The sequence below is a fragment of the Diaminobutyricimonas sp. LJ205 genome (genome assembly GCF_009755725.1).
In the GTDB taxonomy this organism is placed as follows: Bacteria; Actinomycetota; Actinomycetes; order Actinomycetales; family Microbacteriaceae; genus Ruicaihuangia.
Genome location: NZ_CP046619.1, coordinates 2003640 through 2017575 on the forward strand (window position 1 = coordinate 2003640; position 13936 = coordinate 2017575).

Consider the following 13936-nt stretch of genomic DNA (forward strand, 5'->3'; position numbering starts at 1 on the left):
ACGCGGCTCTATGCATCAGCGTCCCGCACAGTGAGCGTGACTCCCCCGCCGAGGTCGATCTTGGTGTCGGCGATCACCGCCGTCGGCTCGCCTTCCCGCAGGCGCTGCAGCGGCTTGCCCGGCAACTGGATGGAAGTACCGTTCCGCGAATGCAGGTCGGTGACGACGACGGTGCCACCTTCGAGGGCGACTCGGACATGGCTTCGCGATACGTCCTGGTCGCCGCTGAGGGTGATCAGGCGCGGCAGCACACCGCCGGAAACCTGGGACACGCTCGGGGCACGCCCGACGATGATCACCGGGTCGATGCGCTCACGCGCACCGGAAGGAAGCTCGAGCACGGGCACCGGCTCGGGCGCCACCGGCGTCGACTCCACCGCCGCCTGCCGTTTCCGCCCGCGGAGCAGTTCGGAGATGTCCCCGCTCATCACGGTTTCGCCATCGTGGTCTCCGGCGCGGGCCGCGGGTGCGGCCTCCGCGGCGTCGGGGTCGTCCTCGGCGCTGCGGATGGCGGCATCCGAGACCGAACGCACGACCGTCGCGCCGAACAGGTAGTCATAGCCTTCGGGATCACCGGTCTCGGCCGCTGTGCCGGGGATGATCGTCGCTTCAGGGTCGACGGTCGGCGCTGGCGCTGCTGGAATTCCTGACGTGGCCAGCGCTGAGGTGACCGGCGCAGGCGTGACCGGCGCGGGCTCCGCGGTCGTGATCGCGACCGGGACGAGGGTCGACCATGAGCCGCCGGGCACGGTGAGGGTGAACGTCTGTGCGCCAGGGAAGAGCTGCTCGGCCCAGGTCGCGACGCCGACGCCGGTGAGCAGCCGGTCGCCTTCCGGCGAGGCGACCATGACCTGGGCGTCGCCTCGCAGCACGACCCGGAGTCCGGCGGGATCCGCCCAATCGAGTAACGCGAACGCCGGCGCTGCAGAGATCCCGCCACGCAGCAGGCCGTCGAGCACCGCCTGGATACCTTCTGCTCCAAACGCGGCGGCCGTGACATCCCACATCGACGCCTCCGTCGGTGACATCGCGAGCAGGCGAGTATCGGTGCTCGAAGCCATCCAGCCGCGGTCGGGAGTGAAGTACAAGGTCATGGCCTCGGTCTCGTGTCTTCCAGGAAGGGGTGAAGAGGGTAGCGGTCGACGGTTTCGTCAGCCCCGTCCGCGGCGACACCGCGGAAGCTTGACTCGACGACCACGACGGTGACATTGTCGGCACCGCCGGCCGCCACCGCCGCGCGCACCAGCCGGTCGGCGATCGGTTCATGGTCACCGTCTGCGTGCTCGGCGAGGAAGCGGGCAATCTCGCGGTCGTCCAACTCGCGCGTGAGACCGTCTGAGCAGATCAGGAAGGTGTCCTCCGCGGAGACCTGCACCAGCCAGACGTCCGGATCGACTGCGGCTGCGCCGCCCAGCGCCCTGGTGATCACATTGCGCTCCGGATGCGTCGCCGCCTCGTGTGCGGAGATCACGCCCTCATCGACGAGTTCCTGCACGACCGAGTGATCGACGGTGAGCTGGCCGAGGGTGCGGCCGTCCCAGCGATACACGCGGGAGTCGCCGACGTTGAAGATCATCCAGTGGTAGCTCGCGCCGGGCTGCGTCTCGACCAGGGCGACACCGCTCAGCGTCGTGCCCGACACCCCTCCAGCTGCATCGGCCAGAGCGATGACCGCAGCATTGGCCTCTCGAATCGTGTCGAGCACTTGCTGCGGTGTCGCCACCGACTGCGGCTCGAACGCATCCGCGAAGGTCGCGATCGCCTGCTGGCTGGCCTGGTCGCCGAAGTTGTGACCGCCCATTCCGTCTGCCACCACGAACACCGGCGGGGCGGCCCGGAAGCTGTCCTCGTTCACCCGGCGCACGGCACCGATATCTGAGGCGGCGAAAACCCGGAACCGAGCGGATGCCGAAGGCAGTCCGAGCTCGACATCAAAGCGCATCGATCCGCTTCCCCCTTCGCGACCAGTGTTCCCACGCTACCAAGGACTCACCCTCGGACGGGGGCATCGGTCAGTCGAGGGGCTTCTTCTCAACCGTGTCGGTCTGCGTGTCGGTCGGGGTGTCGGTCTGCGCGTCCGCCGCGGTGTCGTCGTCGCTGCCGACGGCCGGCGCGCCGAGCTTCACCTCGAGCGGGCTGCGGCGCAGCTTGATCAGGCTCGCGATCGTGGCCACGGCCATCGAGACGATGATGACGCCGAGCGAGATCCAGGTGTTGATCTCCGGTGCCCACTCGATCGGGTTGCCACCGTTGATGAATGGCAGCTCATTGACGTGCATCGCGTGGAAGAACAGCTTCACGCCGATGAAGGCGAGGATGAATGCGATGCCGTACTTGAGGTAGACGAGGCGGTCGATCAGGTCACCGAGCAGGAAGTAGAGCTGGCGCAGACCCATCAGCGCGAAGATGTTCGCCGTGAACACGATGAACGCGTTCTGGGTGATGCCGAAGATCGCCGGGATCGAGTCGATCGCGAAAATGAGGTCGGTCGTTCCCAGCGCGATGAAGACGATGATCATCGGGGTGAAGACCTTCTTGCCGTCCTTCACCACGCGCACCTTCGGGCCGTGGAACTCCTCGGTGATGTTGATCCGCCGACGGAGGAACGCGATCAGCTTGTTCTCGCTGTCCTCTTCGTCCTCGTGCCCGGTGAAGGCCTGGTTCCAGGCGGTGTAGACGAGGAAGGCGCCGAAGATGTAGAAGATCCAGCTGAAGCTTTCGATGAGCTGGGCGCCGAGCAGAATGAAGACTCCGCGGAAGATGAGCGCAAGGATGATGCCCACCATCAGCGCTTCCTGCTGATACTTCCTCGGCACCGAGAACTTCGCCATGATCAGCACGAAGACGAATAAGTTGTCGACGCTCAAGCTGTACTCGGTGAGCCAGCCGGCCAGGAACTGTCCGCCCTGTTCCGCGTCGCCGAGCATGAACATCAGCGCGGCGAAGATCAGCGCCAACCCGACGTAGAAGGCGATCCAGAGGCTGGACTCCTTCACCGATGGAATGTGCGGGCGCTTGAAGGCGAGCACCAGATCGAAAACGATGATCAGCGTCAGCACGACAAGCGAGCCGATTTCGAACCAAGCGGGAAGGGTGGATTCCACGGAGTTCCTAACGAGAGAGGGTACGGAGGAGGACCGAAAGTCTCTCCCGCATTCGCTGACCGGAATGCCGCCGTGCCCGGGGTCTCTCCGACGAGACCCGTATTGACGTACACGGCGAGGTGGGATACTCCCCTTCGCTTGGAAAAGTTTAGACCATGCTTCCGGCGGCCTGGTTGCAGGCCCGCTGCGCCTGGGTTGATCGTTCTTGCCTCAAGCACTTGACAAACCCCGTGCCACTTGGTTGGTTAGTTACATCACTAACTAACCAATGAGCTAAGGAGGGGTTGGATGGATGCTTCGCGACCGATCTTCATGCAGATCGCCGAGCTGATCGAGAACGACATCATCTCCGGCACTCTTCCCGAAGAGACCCAGGTTCCTTCGACGAACGAGTTCGCGGTGTTCTACCGCATCAACCCGGCGACAGCCGGCAAGGGCGTGAACCTGCTCGTCGATGCGGGAGTGCTCTACAAGAAGAGAGGGATCGGCATGTTCGTCGCCGAGGGCGCTCGCGATCGGCTGATCGCGACTCGCCGTGACCGTTTCACCACCGAGTTCATCCAGCCACTGCTGATCGAGGCCAGGAAGCTGGGCATCTCGACAAGCCAGCTGGCCACCATCATCCAAACCGAGGAGATCGCATCGTGACCGCCACCACCGCCGTAAGAGTGAACGGCCTGACTCGTCGCTTCGGCAGCCTGACCGCCGTCGATGACGCGACATTCAGTATCGAATCAGGCAGCATCGTCGGTCTGCTGGGCCGCAACGGTGCTGGAAAGACGACCATGATGCAGTTGCTCACCGGTCAGGACTTCGCAACCGCCGGCAACATCGAGGTCTTCGGCCAGCATCCGGTTGAGAATGCCTCTGTGCTGCAGCACGTCTCCTTCATCAAGGAGAGCCAGAAATACCCCGAAGACTTCAAGCCGAAGCACGTGCTCGCGGCAGCGCCCTGGTTCTTTGAGAACTGGGATGCCGAGTACGCCGAGCGGCTGGTCGACGAGTTCCGGCTGCCCCTGAATCGGCGGATCAAGAAACTGTCCCGCGGCCAGCTGTCGTCGATCGGCGTCATCGTCGGCCTCGCGTCGCGTGCCCCGCTGACCTTCTTCGATGAGCCGTACCTCGGGCTCGACGCGGTCGCCCGGCAGGCCTTCTACGATGAACTGCTCGCCGACTACGCCCGGCACCCGCGCACCGTCGTGCTGTCCACCCACCTGATCGACGAGGTCAGCGACCTGCTCGCTCACGTGCTGGTCATCGACCACGGCCGGATCATCGTCGATCAGGATGCTGAGAGCCTGCGCGGCTCGGCCACCACAGTGGTCGGTACCCGTGCCGCGGTCGAGGCCTTCGTCGCCGGCCGGGAAATCCTGCACCGCGACGGCATCGGTGGCCTGGCCTCCGTGACCGTCACCTCGCTCACACCCGAAGAGCGCCACACCGCGATCGACGCGGGCCTCGAACTGACCCCGGTGTCGCTACAACAGCTCGTTGTGCAGAAGACCCGCACGCCTCTCACCGAAATCGGAGACTGACATGACCACCGCAACGCTCTCCCCCGCGCTGCCGCAAGCCTCGCGATCTGCCGAGCTGAGCCGCATCTGGAACGTCGTGCGGCTGCACTTCGTGAACACCGCGACCACGATCATCGTGCCTTGGATCGTGCTGGGCTCGATCTTCGCGATCAACCTGCTGATCTGGGCGATCATCTACTCAGCCGCGGCGCCCGAGGATCGAGCGAAGATCGCCGACGGCACGCAGTGGAGCGGGTCAATCTTCTACATTTTCGTGTACATGCTGGTGGTCGCCGTGCAGGCGATCTCCACCACTTTCCCGTTCGCGCTGGGATTCAGCGTCACCCGCCGGGACTACTACCTCGGCACGTCGCTCAGCTTCCTGCTGCTGTCCGGCGGATACGCGATCGCGCTGACCGCACTCTCGCTGCTGGAAGACGCCACCAACGGCTGGGGGCTGCACGGGCGGATGTTCACCGCCGTCTACTTCGGCGGTGACGCCTGGTACGAGCGCCTGTTCGTCTTCTTCGTCGGCCTGGCGTTCTTCTTCTTCGTCGGCTCGATCTTCGCCGCCGTCTGGGTGCGCTGGAAGCAGTACGGCCTCCTCGGCCTGGCGATCGCCCTGGCGCTGCTCCTTGTCGGAGCAGTGGCGCTGATCTCCTTCACGAACAACTGGCCCACGGTCGGCGAATGGTTCGTGGCCAACGGGCCGGTCGGAGTGGTGGCGTGGATGCTCGTGCCGACGGCGCTCTCGGCCGTGGCCGGGTTCTTCCTGCTGCGGCGGGCGACCCCGAAGAACTAGCCGGGTGAGCCCTGGCGAAGCAGGGCGAGGCGGCTGAGAGTGCGGCCGATGTCGGGGAGTCCCCCGGCATCGGCCGCAAACTCGTTGCGGTCAACCAACGCGACAACGGTGAGCCGGTGGCCGCGATCGGCGAGCACGTCGACCAGGTTGCCGAATCGCGCGCGAGCGCCAAGCGAAGCCGAGGCCAGGGGCGGGACGCCATCCACCACCCAGTCGTCGAAGCGTTCCGCCCACTCAACGAAGTCGTTCACCGACGTGGGCGCCTCGCAGAGCTCAGCGAACGCGAACCACACCTGGCTCCCCCGCACCGCCCTGGCGCTGAAGCGGTGCCCCGCCGCAGTCAGGACAACACTCTCGCTGGGCGCCGGCAACTCGAGCGGGCCGGTCAGCCAGGCACCACGAGCGAACCGGTCGCGGCTGTCGGCGTCGTGCCGGTAGTCACGGCCGCCATCGACCTCGATCACCTCGAGGTTGTGCTCGATCAGTGCGATGGCCGGTTCGATCATCGGATGGAACACCGGGTTCGGCAACAGGCCTCGCGGCGCGTAGTTCGAGGTGATCAGCAGCCGCACGCCACTGGAGAACACGCGGCCCAGCAGGCGGGTGAGCAGCACGGCGTCGCCAGAGTCGTGCACATGGAATTCGTCGAAGTACAGCACGTCGAGATCGCCGAGCAGCTCGTCGATGGCGGCATCCGTGTCGTGTCCATGGCGGAAGATCGCGCGGTGCAGCTCACCGAAGAAGCCATGGAAGTGAACCCTGCGTTTCGCGTCAGAGGGCAGGGCATCGAAGTGGGATCCCACAAGCCAGGTCTTGCCGCGCCCGGCGGGGCCGTGCACGTAGGCGCCGACTGTGGTCGCGGCGAGCCGGCGGGCAGCGGCAACCTGATGGCCGTCGAGCGTGTGGCCTGCGGCATCCGCGGCTCGTTCGATCGAGGCGAGCGAGCTGACGAGCATGAAGGGCCTCCGGTGATGGCGAGCGCGATCAAGCGCAGCCTCGCTTGAACCAATCGGGGTGTTGCCTGCATGCCACCCATGTCGGCACAATATGCGCATGACTCAACTTTCTACGAGCCAGTGGACCGTCGACGAAGCGCGTCGAACCGCGTCCATGACCGCCGCTTATGGGGCGCCCTGGCTGTTCGCGTTCACCCTCACCCTCGGGGCGACCGCGGTCGCATCGTTCTTCCTGCCGATGGAGATCGCCGTGCTCGTCGCCCTGTTCCAAGGCGGGGTCGCGCTGCCGCTGGCGTTCACACTCGAAAGGAAACTCGGCAGCGGCCCGATGGCCGCCGACCATCCGCTGCGATCGCTGTCGATCCAGCTGGCGATGGTGCAGTCGCTCGCGCTTCCCGCGGCGATCATGATGTACTCCGTGAACCCGGCTCTCGTGCCGGCGACCTTCGCGGCGATCGGCGGCGCACACTTCTTGCCCTATGTCTGGCTGCACCGCACGAAGATCTACCTCGCGCTTGCGATCGCGATCGCGTTCGGCAGCTGGGCGATCATGATCATCGGCGGGGAGGTTGCCTGGCGAGGCGTCCTCATCTGGTGGCCGCTCTGCCTCGGAATAGGCGGCATCGTGCTCCTGGCGAAGTACCGGAAGGAGTCCGTCGTCGCTTAACGAAGAAGCCCTCCCAGCGTTGATCTGGGAGGGCTTTCTCGTGTTGTGACCCCAGCGGGATTCGAACCCGCGTTACCGCCGTGAGAGGGCGGCGTACTAGGCCGCTATACGATGGGGCCGTTTTGGCAACCAGACGAGTATGCCACACGAAATGCCCCCGGGCCAAAACGGGTCAGGCGAGCAGCGCGAGCGCCCCTGGAACGAGCTCGACGTCGATCGGCAGCTCGCTTATCCGCTCCCCATCGGCGTAGGCGACAACCCCCGCGGCGTCGATCGTGACACGCCGGGCGCGGCTGATGGTGACCTTGCGGTGACCGACGTGAGTGCCCTTGAAAACGCGAGGGAACAGCCTGATCAGCTCGAGTTTCGACATCGGCGCGACCACGAACACGTCGAAGAGGCCATCGTCGAAGCGAGCATCCGGGGTGATGTGCATGCCACCGCCGATGAAGTTGCCGTTCGCGACCGAGACGAGCATCGCGCTTTTTACGGTGGGCGGCCCGTCGGCGCCCAATTCGTAGCGGATCGGCCGGAACCGCAGCAGGGTGAGCAGCATGGCCAGCGTGTACCTGGCCGGGCCCTTCGGCCAGCGCAGCTGGTTCGCTCGCTCGTTCACCAGGGCGTCAAAGCCGGCGGAGAGCACGCCCACGAACCAGTGCTTGCTGCCATCCGGTCGGTGCACCAGTCCGGCGTCGATTCTCCGTGGGCCGGCCACGAGCGCGGCGGTGATCCAGTCAATGGCCCGTTCGGTGTCATTGATTGGGATGCCGAGGCCGCGGGCAACATCATTGCCGGTTCCGGCGGGCACGATGCCCAGCGGCACACTGGTCCCGGCGAGCAGATTGGCCGCAAAGTGCACCATGCCGTCACCGCCGACCACGACCAGGGCGTCGACGGAGCCGAGCACGCGACGCGCGGATTCCTCGAGATCTGCCAGATCGGCTTCCTGCAGGATGGTCACCTGATAGCCGAGGCCACCCAAAGCGCGCACGACGGCAGCGCCGACGGCACTCCCCCGGCCGCCTGCGGCGTTCGGGTTGATGGCGACGGCGATCCTCGAAATCCTCTCCGACGCCATCCCCCGATTATGCCGGTCGGCCGTAAGGTTTCATCATGAAGCTGACCAAGCACGAACACGCGTGTCTCGTTCTGGAGAAGGATGACCAGCGCCTGGTGATCGACCCCGGCGAGTACACGACTCCTCTTCTCGGTATCGACAATGTCGTGGCCATTGTCATCACTCATCAGCACCCGGATCACTGGTCCCAGAACCAGCTCAACACGATCCGCGAGCGCAACCCCGAGGTTAAGATCTTCGGACCCGCGGGAGTCGCGGGCGCGGCTTCCGACTTTCCGGTCAGCATCGTCGAGGCGGGCGACGAGGTCACGGCGGAACCATTCACCCTGCGCTTCTTCGGCGGCCAGCATGCGGTCATCCATGAGTCGATTCCGGTGATCGACAACGTCGGCGTGCTTGTCAACGAGATCCTGTACTACGCCGGGGACTCCTTCACCGTCCCGCCGGTGCCGATTGACACGCTCGCGGTTCCCGCCGGTGCCCCGTGGCTGAAGATCGCCGAGGTGATGGACTACGTCGCCGAGGTGAAGCCGAAGCGAGCCTTCCCCACCCACGAGATGGTGCTTTCGACCATCGGCAAGCGATTGTCGAACACCCGCATCGGCTCGGTCACCGAGATGATGGGCGGAGAGTACTTCCCGCTCGAGCCCGGCGAAACGCTCGAGCTCTAGGGCTCGAGGCTCGCCACCACCATGTCGATGATCTTCTCGTAGCTTTCGTCGAGATCGGCGTCCAGCCCGAAACCGCGATTCACCTCGAGCAGGCAGAACCCGTCTGCGCAGGTGCGCACCCGGCGGGCGGCATGCACGAGTTCGGCATCCGGCAGGCCGAAGCCGCGCAGGGTGCGCATCATGGTGTCCAGCAATTGGTCGGCTGGCTCCGAGAAGGCCGGGTTGTCCGCTGGCTGGGCCGGGAGCATCCGGTAGCGGTTCGGCCATTGGGTGGCGAACGCTCGATACTCCCGCATGAACGCGCGAATTGCCTCGCCGCCGCTGAGGCCCACCGCGGACGAGCCGAGGTGCCCTGCCAGATCGGCGTAGATGCGGGCGGTCACGTGGGTGGTGAGCGCGGCGAGGCTGGTCACGTGCGCGTACAGCGACGGCGTCCGGATGCCGAGCCGCTCGGCGACCGCGGACAGGGTGAGCGCACCCGAGCCGTGCTCGTCGACGATGCCGAGTGCGGCTTCGGCGACCGTGTCGAGATTATGCCTCGGACGCATGCAGGACCTCCTTCAGGAATGGGATGATCGCCGCCGCGGTCTGCCGCGGAGAGTCGGCGTGCGGGTAGTGCCCGGAGTCGGGCACCAGGGTCGTCCCGACCCGCCGGCCCTGCTGCTCGAGCACCTGGCGACCGGCCTCGAGTTCGGCGGCCGGGTCGGGGTAGTCCGGATCCTCGGCTCCGATGACGATGTGGGCAGGTCCACTGGATGTCGCGGCAGCGCTGAGTGCCTCGTCATTGCCGCGCGGGTAACCGCGCACAGCGGCCATCCGCCCCCGCTGCCGCAGAGTGCGCTTCAGCTGCGCGAGGTACTCGTCGAAGTCGGCGGGGCGAGCGGACGGATACAACGACCGGTAGAACATCGCCCAGAGCGTGGCGCTGCGACCGACAATACCGAGCGCGAGGTTGGACACCCACTCGTTCTTGGCAGGAGTGATGAACGGGCCGACCAGGACGACGCCGGACACGAGTTCGGGCGCCTGTGCCTGCGCCCACAGGGCGGAGGTCGCCCCCGCCGAGTGCCCGACAACGACCGCTGGCACACCCAGGTGGCGAAGCAGGTCGAGGGTGTCCGCGCCGACCGCGATCCGGTCATACCGCGGCCAGCCCACCGTGGACTCGCCGTGCCCGCGGGGGTCGGCGGTGACCACCCGGAAGCCCGCTTCAACCAGCAACGGTGTCAGGAACCGGAACACCTGGCGGCGATCGCCCATGCCTGGCACGCAGACCACCAATGGTGCATGAGCTGGGCCTTGATCGTCGTAGGCCAGGGTGCCTCCCTGGAGAGGAAGCGTGAGTGTCGACATCCGTGCTCCTAATTCGCTATCGATTCAACCTAATCCTATTAGGTTATTTCGATCCGCGAAAAGGGGGACGCGACTTGTACCCCGTTGTGGGACTGGAGCAACCGGTTAGTGTGAGCCAAAGTTATCTATTGGGCCTCCATGCACTACCCGCTGGTCCTACCCGTTTCTCGCTTGCGAACCCATCGCGAGCTCGCGATACCCGTCGCGCAATCCCGATGCACCACCCGACTACCCAAAAGGTGTAAACAACGATGTCTGCTGCCCCTGCCCTTGTCGAGACCGCCACCACTGCCGTCATGGAGTGCACCGCATGCGGTTCCTCGATGGAATCGCGTCCGAACCCGTACTTCGGCGCTGGTCTGGCCACTCACCGGATGATTGCCTTGTGCAAGGGCTGCTACCGGGTGGCGTTCGTGCCGGAGCCCGTGCAGGCAGAAGAGGCCTCCGACGACAAGTCGCGCTTCGGCAACTTCGCCCGCCGACTTTTCGCGCGCGCCGCGTAACCCTAGATCGAGCGGATGACGCGGGCCGGGTTTCCGACCGCGACGCTGTTCGCCGGCACGTCCTTGGTGACGACCGAGCCAGCCCCGATGACACTGTTCTCGCCGATGCGGACGCCGGGAAGCACCGTCACCGCACCGCCGAGCCAGACGTTGTCCTCGATGACGATCGGCTTCGCCGCTTCGAGCTTGTCGCGTCGCGGCTGCGGGTCGAGCGGATGCGTTGGGGTGAGCAGCTGCACGTTGGGGCCGAACTGGCAGTCGCGTCCGATCGTGATGGGCGCCACGTCGAGTGCCGTGAAGTTGAAGTTGATGAAGGTGCCGTCGCCGATCGAGATGTATTTGCCGTAGTCGACGTAGATCGGACCGCGGATGTAGACGTTCTCGCCGACTGAGCCGAGCATCTCCTTGAGGATTTCCTTGGCGTTCGCCGGGTCGTCGAGGAACACGTCGGAATACCGCTTGGCCAGCTGCATCCCGCGACGACTCTCCTCCATCGCCACCGGGTCGTCGGCGATATAGAGGTCGCCGGCGAGCATCCGCTCGCGGTTGGTGCGGGGGTCATCGGCGAAGTAATCAGGCATGCTTCGAGGGTAAGCAGGCGCGTCCGCCCGTCCTCTGGGAATCGGTCAGGCGTGCCTTCATGACCGGGCGCAGGATGATGAGCGCACAGGTGGCCGCGGTGCAAACACCACCCCTTCGTTAGGCTGCGAGGGTGGCGATTCAGAGAATGGACCACGTCAGCCTCGTTGTCGGGGACATTGACGCTGCGATCGCGTTCTTCCTCGAGCTGGGAATGGATGTCGAGGGCACCGCGCCCGTCGAGGGTTCCTGGGTGGATCGAGTCAACGGGATCGACGAAGTCCGGGTGCAAATCACCATGATGCGGACCCCGGATGGCAATGGCCGGATAGAACTGACGAAGTTCCGGTCACCGGATGTGATCCGCGCGGAACCCGCGCCGGCACCGCCGAACACGCTGGGTCTTCGCAGCATCATGTTCGCAGTCGACGACCTCGACGACACGGTAGCCCGGCTCCGCGGCCACGAAGCCGAACTCATTGGCACAGTGGAACAGTACGAAGACGCCTACCGGCTCTGTTACGTGCGCGGTCCCGAAGGGATCATCATCGCGCTGGCCGAACCGCTTCCCCACAGCGGATGAGTCGCCAGCACAACGGCGGGCTGAGCTTGCTCCATGCGGCGAATCTAATCCCCAAAGGAGAGCTGGCGCTACGGTGTCGGCGCGGACGCGGCAGGCTATCCGCTTCGTCGCTGCGGCCCGACACCCTCGGGGATGCCTTCATGCAGATGCGGGACGTACACGAGCTTCTGCGTGCGACCGTCGAGCACCGTCGACTCGACGAGCTCGAGGTCGAATTCAGGTCCATCGCGGAACAGGGACGCGTAACCTGCCCGTCCCGTGATAGCCGGGAATAACATCACCTCGAGTCGGTCGACGAGCCCGGCGGCGAGGAGGGCGCGATTCAGGGAGATGCTGCCGTGCGAGCGCATCGGAACATCGGTCTCGCGCTTGAGCCGTTCAATCGCAGTAACCGCGTCTTCGCGCAGGACTGTCGAGTTCTCCCACCCGAGCGGCTCTTCGAGCGTGCTCGAGAACACGATCTTCGGCAAGGCGTTCAGGCTGTCGTAGTAGGGCTCGTCGTACTCGACCACGAATTTCCGGAACTCCCGGAACGTCGTGGCGCCGAAAACGAGCACCTGATCCTGGGCGAAGGTTCGCACCCGATCCTCGCGAAGCTCCGGACCTTCCTTGCCCCAATAGCCGGGCCAGCCGCTCGCCGAGCCGTTGCCATCAAGACTGCTGAAGAAGTCGACCGTGAAGGACGCCATCGCCCCACGATAACGTCAAGTCGCAGCGCTCGGTACCGGAGTCCTCAGCGGTCTCCGCCGCGGAGTGGCAAGCCAGACGATGTAACCGAGCAGCAGAGCGAGCGGAATCGTGAGCAACGTGGGCGGTGCGCCGCGATCGGCCTGCCGGTCATCCACTTGCCAGACCGGTATCAGATCGCGGGCAACATCCGGCGCGATAAGGGAGGCGCCGGTGAAGTCTGGGGCGTAGGAGGCGAACGGTTCCCGTGCGCCCGACTGCACGTCGACCCAGGAGAACTCCGACTCATTGTTGTAGGCGTCGTCCCGAGTGTGCACGAGCACGGTGTTCGCGTCGCGCCATCCGATCGCCGACCCGGACGTAATACCGGGCACAGCCACCGTCTCCTCAACAGACCCCGCAGCCGTGACGTTGACGATACGGAGGACCGTCCCGCCGAGCAGGGCGAACCGCTGACTGTCGGGCGACCACGCATCGCCATCCAGCTCCCCCTTAGCCGCCGACAAGCGGTCTGTGACATCCCCCGTGACCGCATCCACGACGACGAGGCCGGCGGCGGTGTCAGCGACTATCACGGTGCCGTCGGGAGAGAGCGCCGCCGCGTTCACATCGGTGAGGCCGGCGTATGCACGAACGGTGCCCGTCTTCAGGTCCAGGAGTGAGAGAGCCCCGTGCAACCTGAAGTTCAGGTCATGCGGCGGCGAAAGGCTGCTCTCGCTGGTGAGGATGAGCACAAGCCTGTCGTCGGCCGCGATGCTGACCGGGACGGTGCTGAGCCCGTCGCCCACGAGGATGGATCGTCGGTTGTTGTCCTGCAATCTCGTCACGTCGACGCTGCCTCCGCGCGCCGCTTTGCCGACCACCACGAACGTGCCGTCTGCAGACAAGACGCTCGCCGCGGGATCGCCCTGATCCTCCACGATCCTGAGCGACTCGGCCGCATCCAGTCTGCGGTAAGCGGTTCCATCAGCCCCGAGGAGCACCGCTTGCGGGGAGTCGAGAAACTCGACTCCCGCCCCGTTCTGGTAGACCATGATCGCGGCGTCAACCGACGACGAGGAATGCATCGCCGTCCACCACGAATAGGCGGCGACCTGTCGAGGAAATACCGGCACCGCGTCGATCAGCCGTGGAACGGATGCCACCGCCGCCTGCACGAGGACAATGACGATGAGGATCACAGCGACCGTGATTGCGGGAATCAGGCTGCGGTCACTTGTGCGCTGGCGGGAGGCGGCAATAGGCACGAGTCTCCTCTGAGCTATCTGGCTGCCTACTCTTGGCACCCCGTAGAACGCGACCCTATCGGATGCAACAAGAAAACCCCCGCTTTACCGGGGGTTTTTATCGCTGGGGTACCTGGACTCGAACCAAGAACAACTGAACCAGAATCAGCCGTGTTGCCAATTACACCATACCCCAAGGGCGTTCCCGCCTTG

The 13936-nt window shown here is 65.3% G+C and carries 17 protein-coding genes and 2 tRNA genes; 7 read left to right on the forward strand and 12 right to left on the reverse strand.

Features of this window, described 5'->3' with window-relative positions:
* Positions 1 to 8: 8 nt before the first annotated feature.
* The 3 genes from GO591_RS09655 to GO591_RS09665 form a co-directional block, all read right to left on the reverse strand.
* Complete coding sequence (locus GO591_RS09655) at positions 9 to 1094, reverse strand: FHA domain-containing protein (protein WP_157156621.1); 1086 nt, start codon at positions 1092 to 1094, stop codon at positions 9 to 11.
* Positions 1091 to 1942, reverse strand: a complete 852-nt coding sequence (locus tag GO591_RS09660) for a PP2C family protein-serine/threonine phosphatase (protein ID WP_157156622.1) — start codon at positions 1940 to 1942, stop codon at positions 1091 to 1093. Before GO591_RS09660 ends, GO591_RS09655 begins: the two co-directional genes overlap by 4 nt.
* Positions 1943 to 2012: 70 nt before the next feature.
* On the reverse strand, positions 2013 to 3104 hold the full coding sequence (locus GO591_RS09665) for a TerC family protein (RefSeq protein ID WP_157156623.1): 1092 nt from the start codon (positions 3102 to 3104) through the stop codon (positions 2013 to 2015).
* A 288-nt stretch (positions 3105 to 3392) separates the two neighbouring features.
* On the opposite strand from GO591_RS09665, the gene GO591_RS09670 reads away from it, so the two are divergent.
* From GO591_RS09670 to GO591_RS09680, 3 genes are read left to right on the forward strand one after another with little or no spacing between them, the layout of a single operon-like run.
* Entirely contained in the window at positions 3393 to 3752 is a 360-nt protein-coding gene (locus GO591_RS09670) for a GntR family transcriptional regulator (protein WP_157156624.1), read from the forward strand.
* Positions 3746 to 4639 (forward strand): ABC transporter ATP-binding protein, encoded by an 894-nt coding sequence (locus GO591_RS09675; RefSeq protein WP_370455351.1) that lies wholly within the window; start codon positions 3746 to 3748, stop codon positions 4637 to 4639. Before GO591_RS09670 ends, GO591_RS09675 begins: the two co-directional genes overlap by 7 nt.
* A 1-nt stretch (position 4640) precedes the next feature.
* Complete coding sequence (locus GO591_RS09680; protein WP_157156626.1) at positions 4641 to 5420, forward strand: hypothetical protein; 780 nt, start codon at positions 4641 to 4643, stop codon at positions 5418 to 5420.
* On the opposite strand, the gene zapE is transcribed toward GO591_RS09680, so the two are convergent.
* On the reverse strand, positions 5417 to 6376 hold the full coding sequence (gene zapE / locus GO591_RS09685) for a cell division protein ZapE (protein WP_157156627.1): 960 nt from the start codon (positions 6374 to 6376) through the stop codon (positions 5417 to 5419). The two genes, GO591_RS09680 and zapE, sit on opposite strands and share 4 nt — an antisense overlap.
* A 97-nt stretch (positions 6377 to 6473) precedes the next feature.
* Between zapE and GO591_RS09690 the strand changes: the two genes are divergently transcribed.
* Complete coding sequence (locus GO591_RS09690) at positions 6474 to 7043, forward strand: DUF7010 family protein (protein WP_157156628.1); 570 nt, start codon at positions 6474 to 6476, stop codon at positions 7041 to 7043.
* A 46-nt stretch (positions 7044 to 7089) separates the two neighbouring features.
* On the opposite strand, the gene GO591_RS09695 is transcribed toward GO591_RS09690, so the two are convergent.
* Both GO591_RS09695 and GO591_RS09700 read right to left on the reverse strand, forming a co-directional pair.
* Positions 7090 to 7162, reverse strand: a tRNA-Glu gene (locus tag GO591_RS09695).
* Between the two features lie 53 nt (positions 7163 to 7215).
* A complete protein-coding gene (locus tag GO591_RS09700) occupies positions 7216 to 8121 on the reverse strand; it encodes a diacylglycerol/lipid kinase family protein (protein WP_157156629.1) in 906 nt (301 codons plus the stop codon).
* Positions 8122 to 8156: 35 nt separating this feature from the next.
* Here GO591_RS09700 and GO591_RS09705 point away from each other — a divergent pair, with 35 nt between their 5' ends.
* A complete protein-coding gene (locus GO591_RS09705; protein WP_157156630.1) occupies positions 8157 to 8792 on the forward strand; it encodes an MBL fold metallo-hydrolase in 636 nt (211 codons plus the stop codon).
* Here the strand turns inward: GO591_RS09705 and GO591_RS09710 are convergent.
* Both GO591_RS09710 and GO591_RS09715 read right to left on the reverse strand, forming a co-directional pair.
* Positions 8789 to 9340: a TetR/AcrR family transcriptional regulator gene (locus GO591_RS09710; RefSeq protein ID WP_157156631.1), complete on the reverse strand. Its 552-nt coding sequence runs from the start codon at positions 9338 to 9340 to the stop codon at positions 8789 to 8791. The two genes, GO591_RS09705 and GO591_RS09710, sit on opposite strands and share 4 nt — an antisense overlap.
* The gene (locus tag GO591_RS09715; protein ID WP_157156632.1) at positions 9324 to 10145 is read right to left on the reverse strand and encodes an alpha/beta fold hydrolase; all 822 of its coding nucleotides are present in this window, start codon (positions 10143 to 10145) and stop codon (positions 9324 to 9326) included. The genes GO591_RS09710 and GO591_RS09715 overlap by 17 nt, the downstream gene beginning before the upstream one ends.
* Before the next feature lie 251 nt (positions 10146 to 10396).
* On the opposite strand from GO591_RS09715, the gene GO591_RS09720 reads away from it, so the two are divergent.
* Positions 10397 to 10648 (forward strand): hypothetical protein, encoded by a 252-nt coding sequence (locus GO591_RS09720; RefSeq protein ID WP_157156633.1) that lies wholly within the window; start codon positions 10397 to 10399, stop codon positions 10646 to 10648.
* 2 nt (positions 10649 to 10650) lie between these two features.
* Here the strand turns inward: GO591_RS09720 and GO591_RS09725 are convergent, their stop codons facing one another.
* Entirely contained in the window at positions 10651 to 11229 is a 579-nt protein-coding gene (locus GO591_RS09725) for a sugar O-acetyltransferase (protein ID WP_157156634.1), read from the reverse strand.
* 131 nt (positions 11230 to 11360) lie between these two features.
* Here GO591_RS09725 and GO591_RS09730 point away from each other — a divergent pair, with 131 nt between their 5' ends.
* A complete protein-coding gene (locus GO591_RS09730) occupies positions 11361 to 11810 on the forward strand; it encodes a VOC family protein (RefSeq protein ID WP_208324070.1) in 450 nt (149 codons plus the stop codon).
* 95 nt (positions 11811 to 11905) lie between these two features.
* Here GO591_RS09730 and GO591_RS09735 read toward each other — a convergent pair whose 3' ends face one another.
* The 3 genes from GO591_RS09735 to GO591_RS09745 form a co-directional block, all read right to left on the reverse strand.
* Positions 11906 to 12499, reverse strand: a complete 594-nt coding sequence (locus GO591_RS09735) for a dihydrofolate reductase family protein (protein ID WP_157156635.1) — start codon at positions 12497 to 12499, stop codon at positions 11906 to 11908.
* Positions 12500 to 12514: 15 nt separating this feature from the next.
* Positions 12515 to 13744, reverse strand: coding sequence for a WD40 repeat domain-containing protein (locus GO591_RS09740; RefSeq protein ID WP_157156636.1), 1230 nt, complete (start codon positions 13742 to 13744; stop codon positions 12515 to 12517).
* Positions 13745 to 13847: 103 nt separating this feature from the next.
* Positions 13848 to 13919 (reverse strand) — tRNA-Gln (locus GO591_RS09745).
* Positions 13920 to 13936 lie beyond the last annotated feature (17 nt).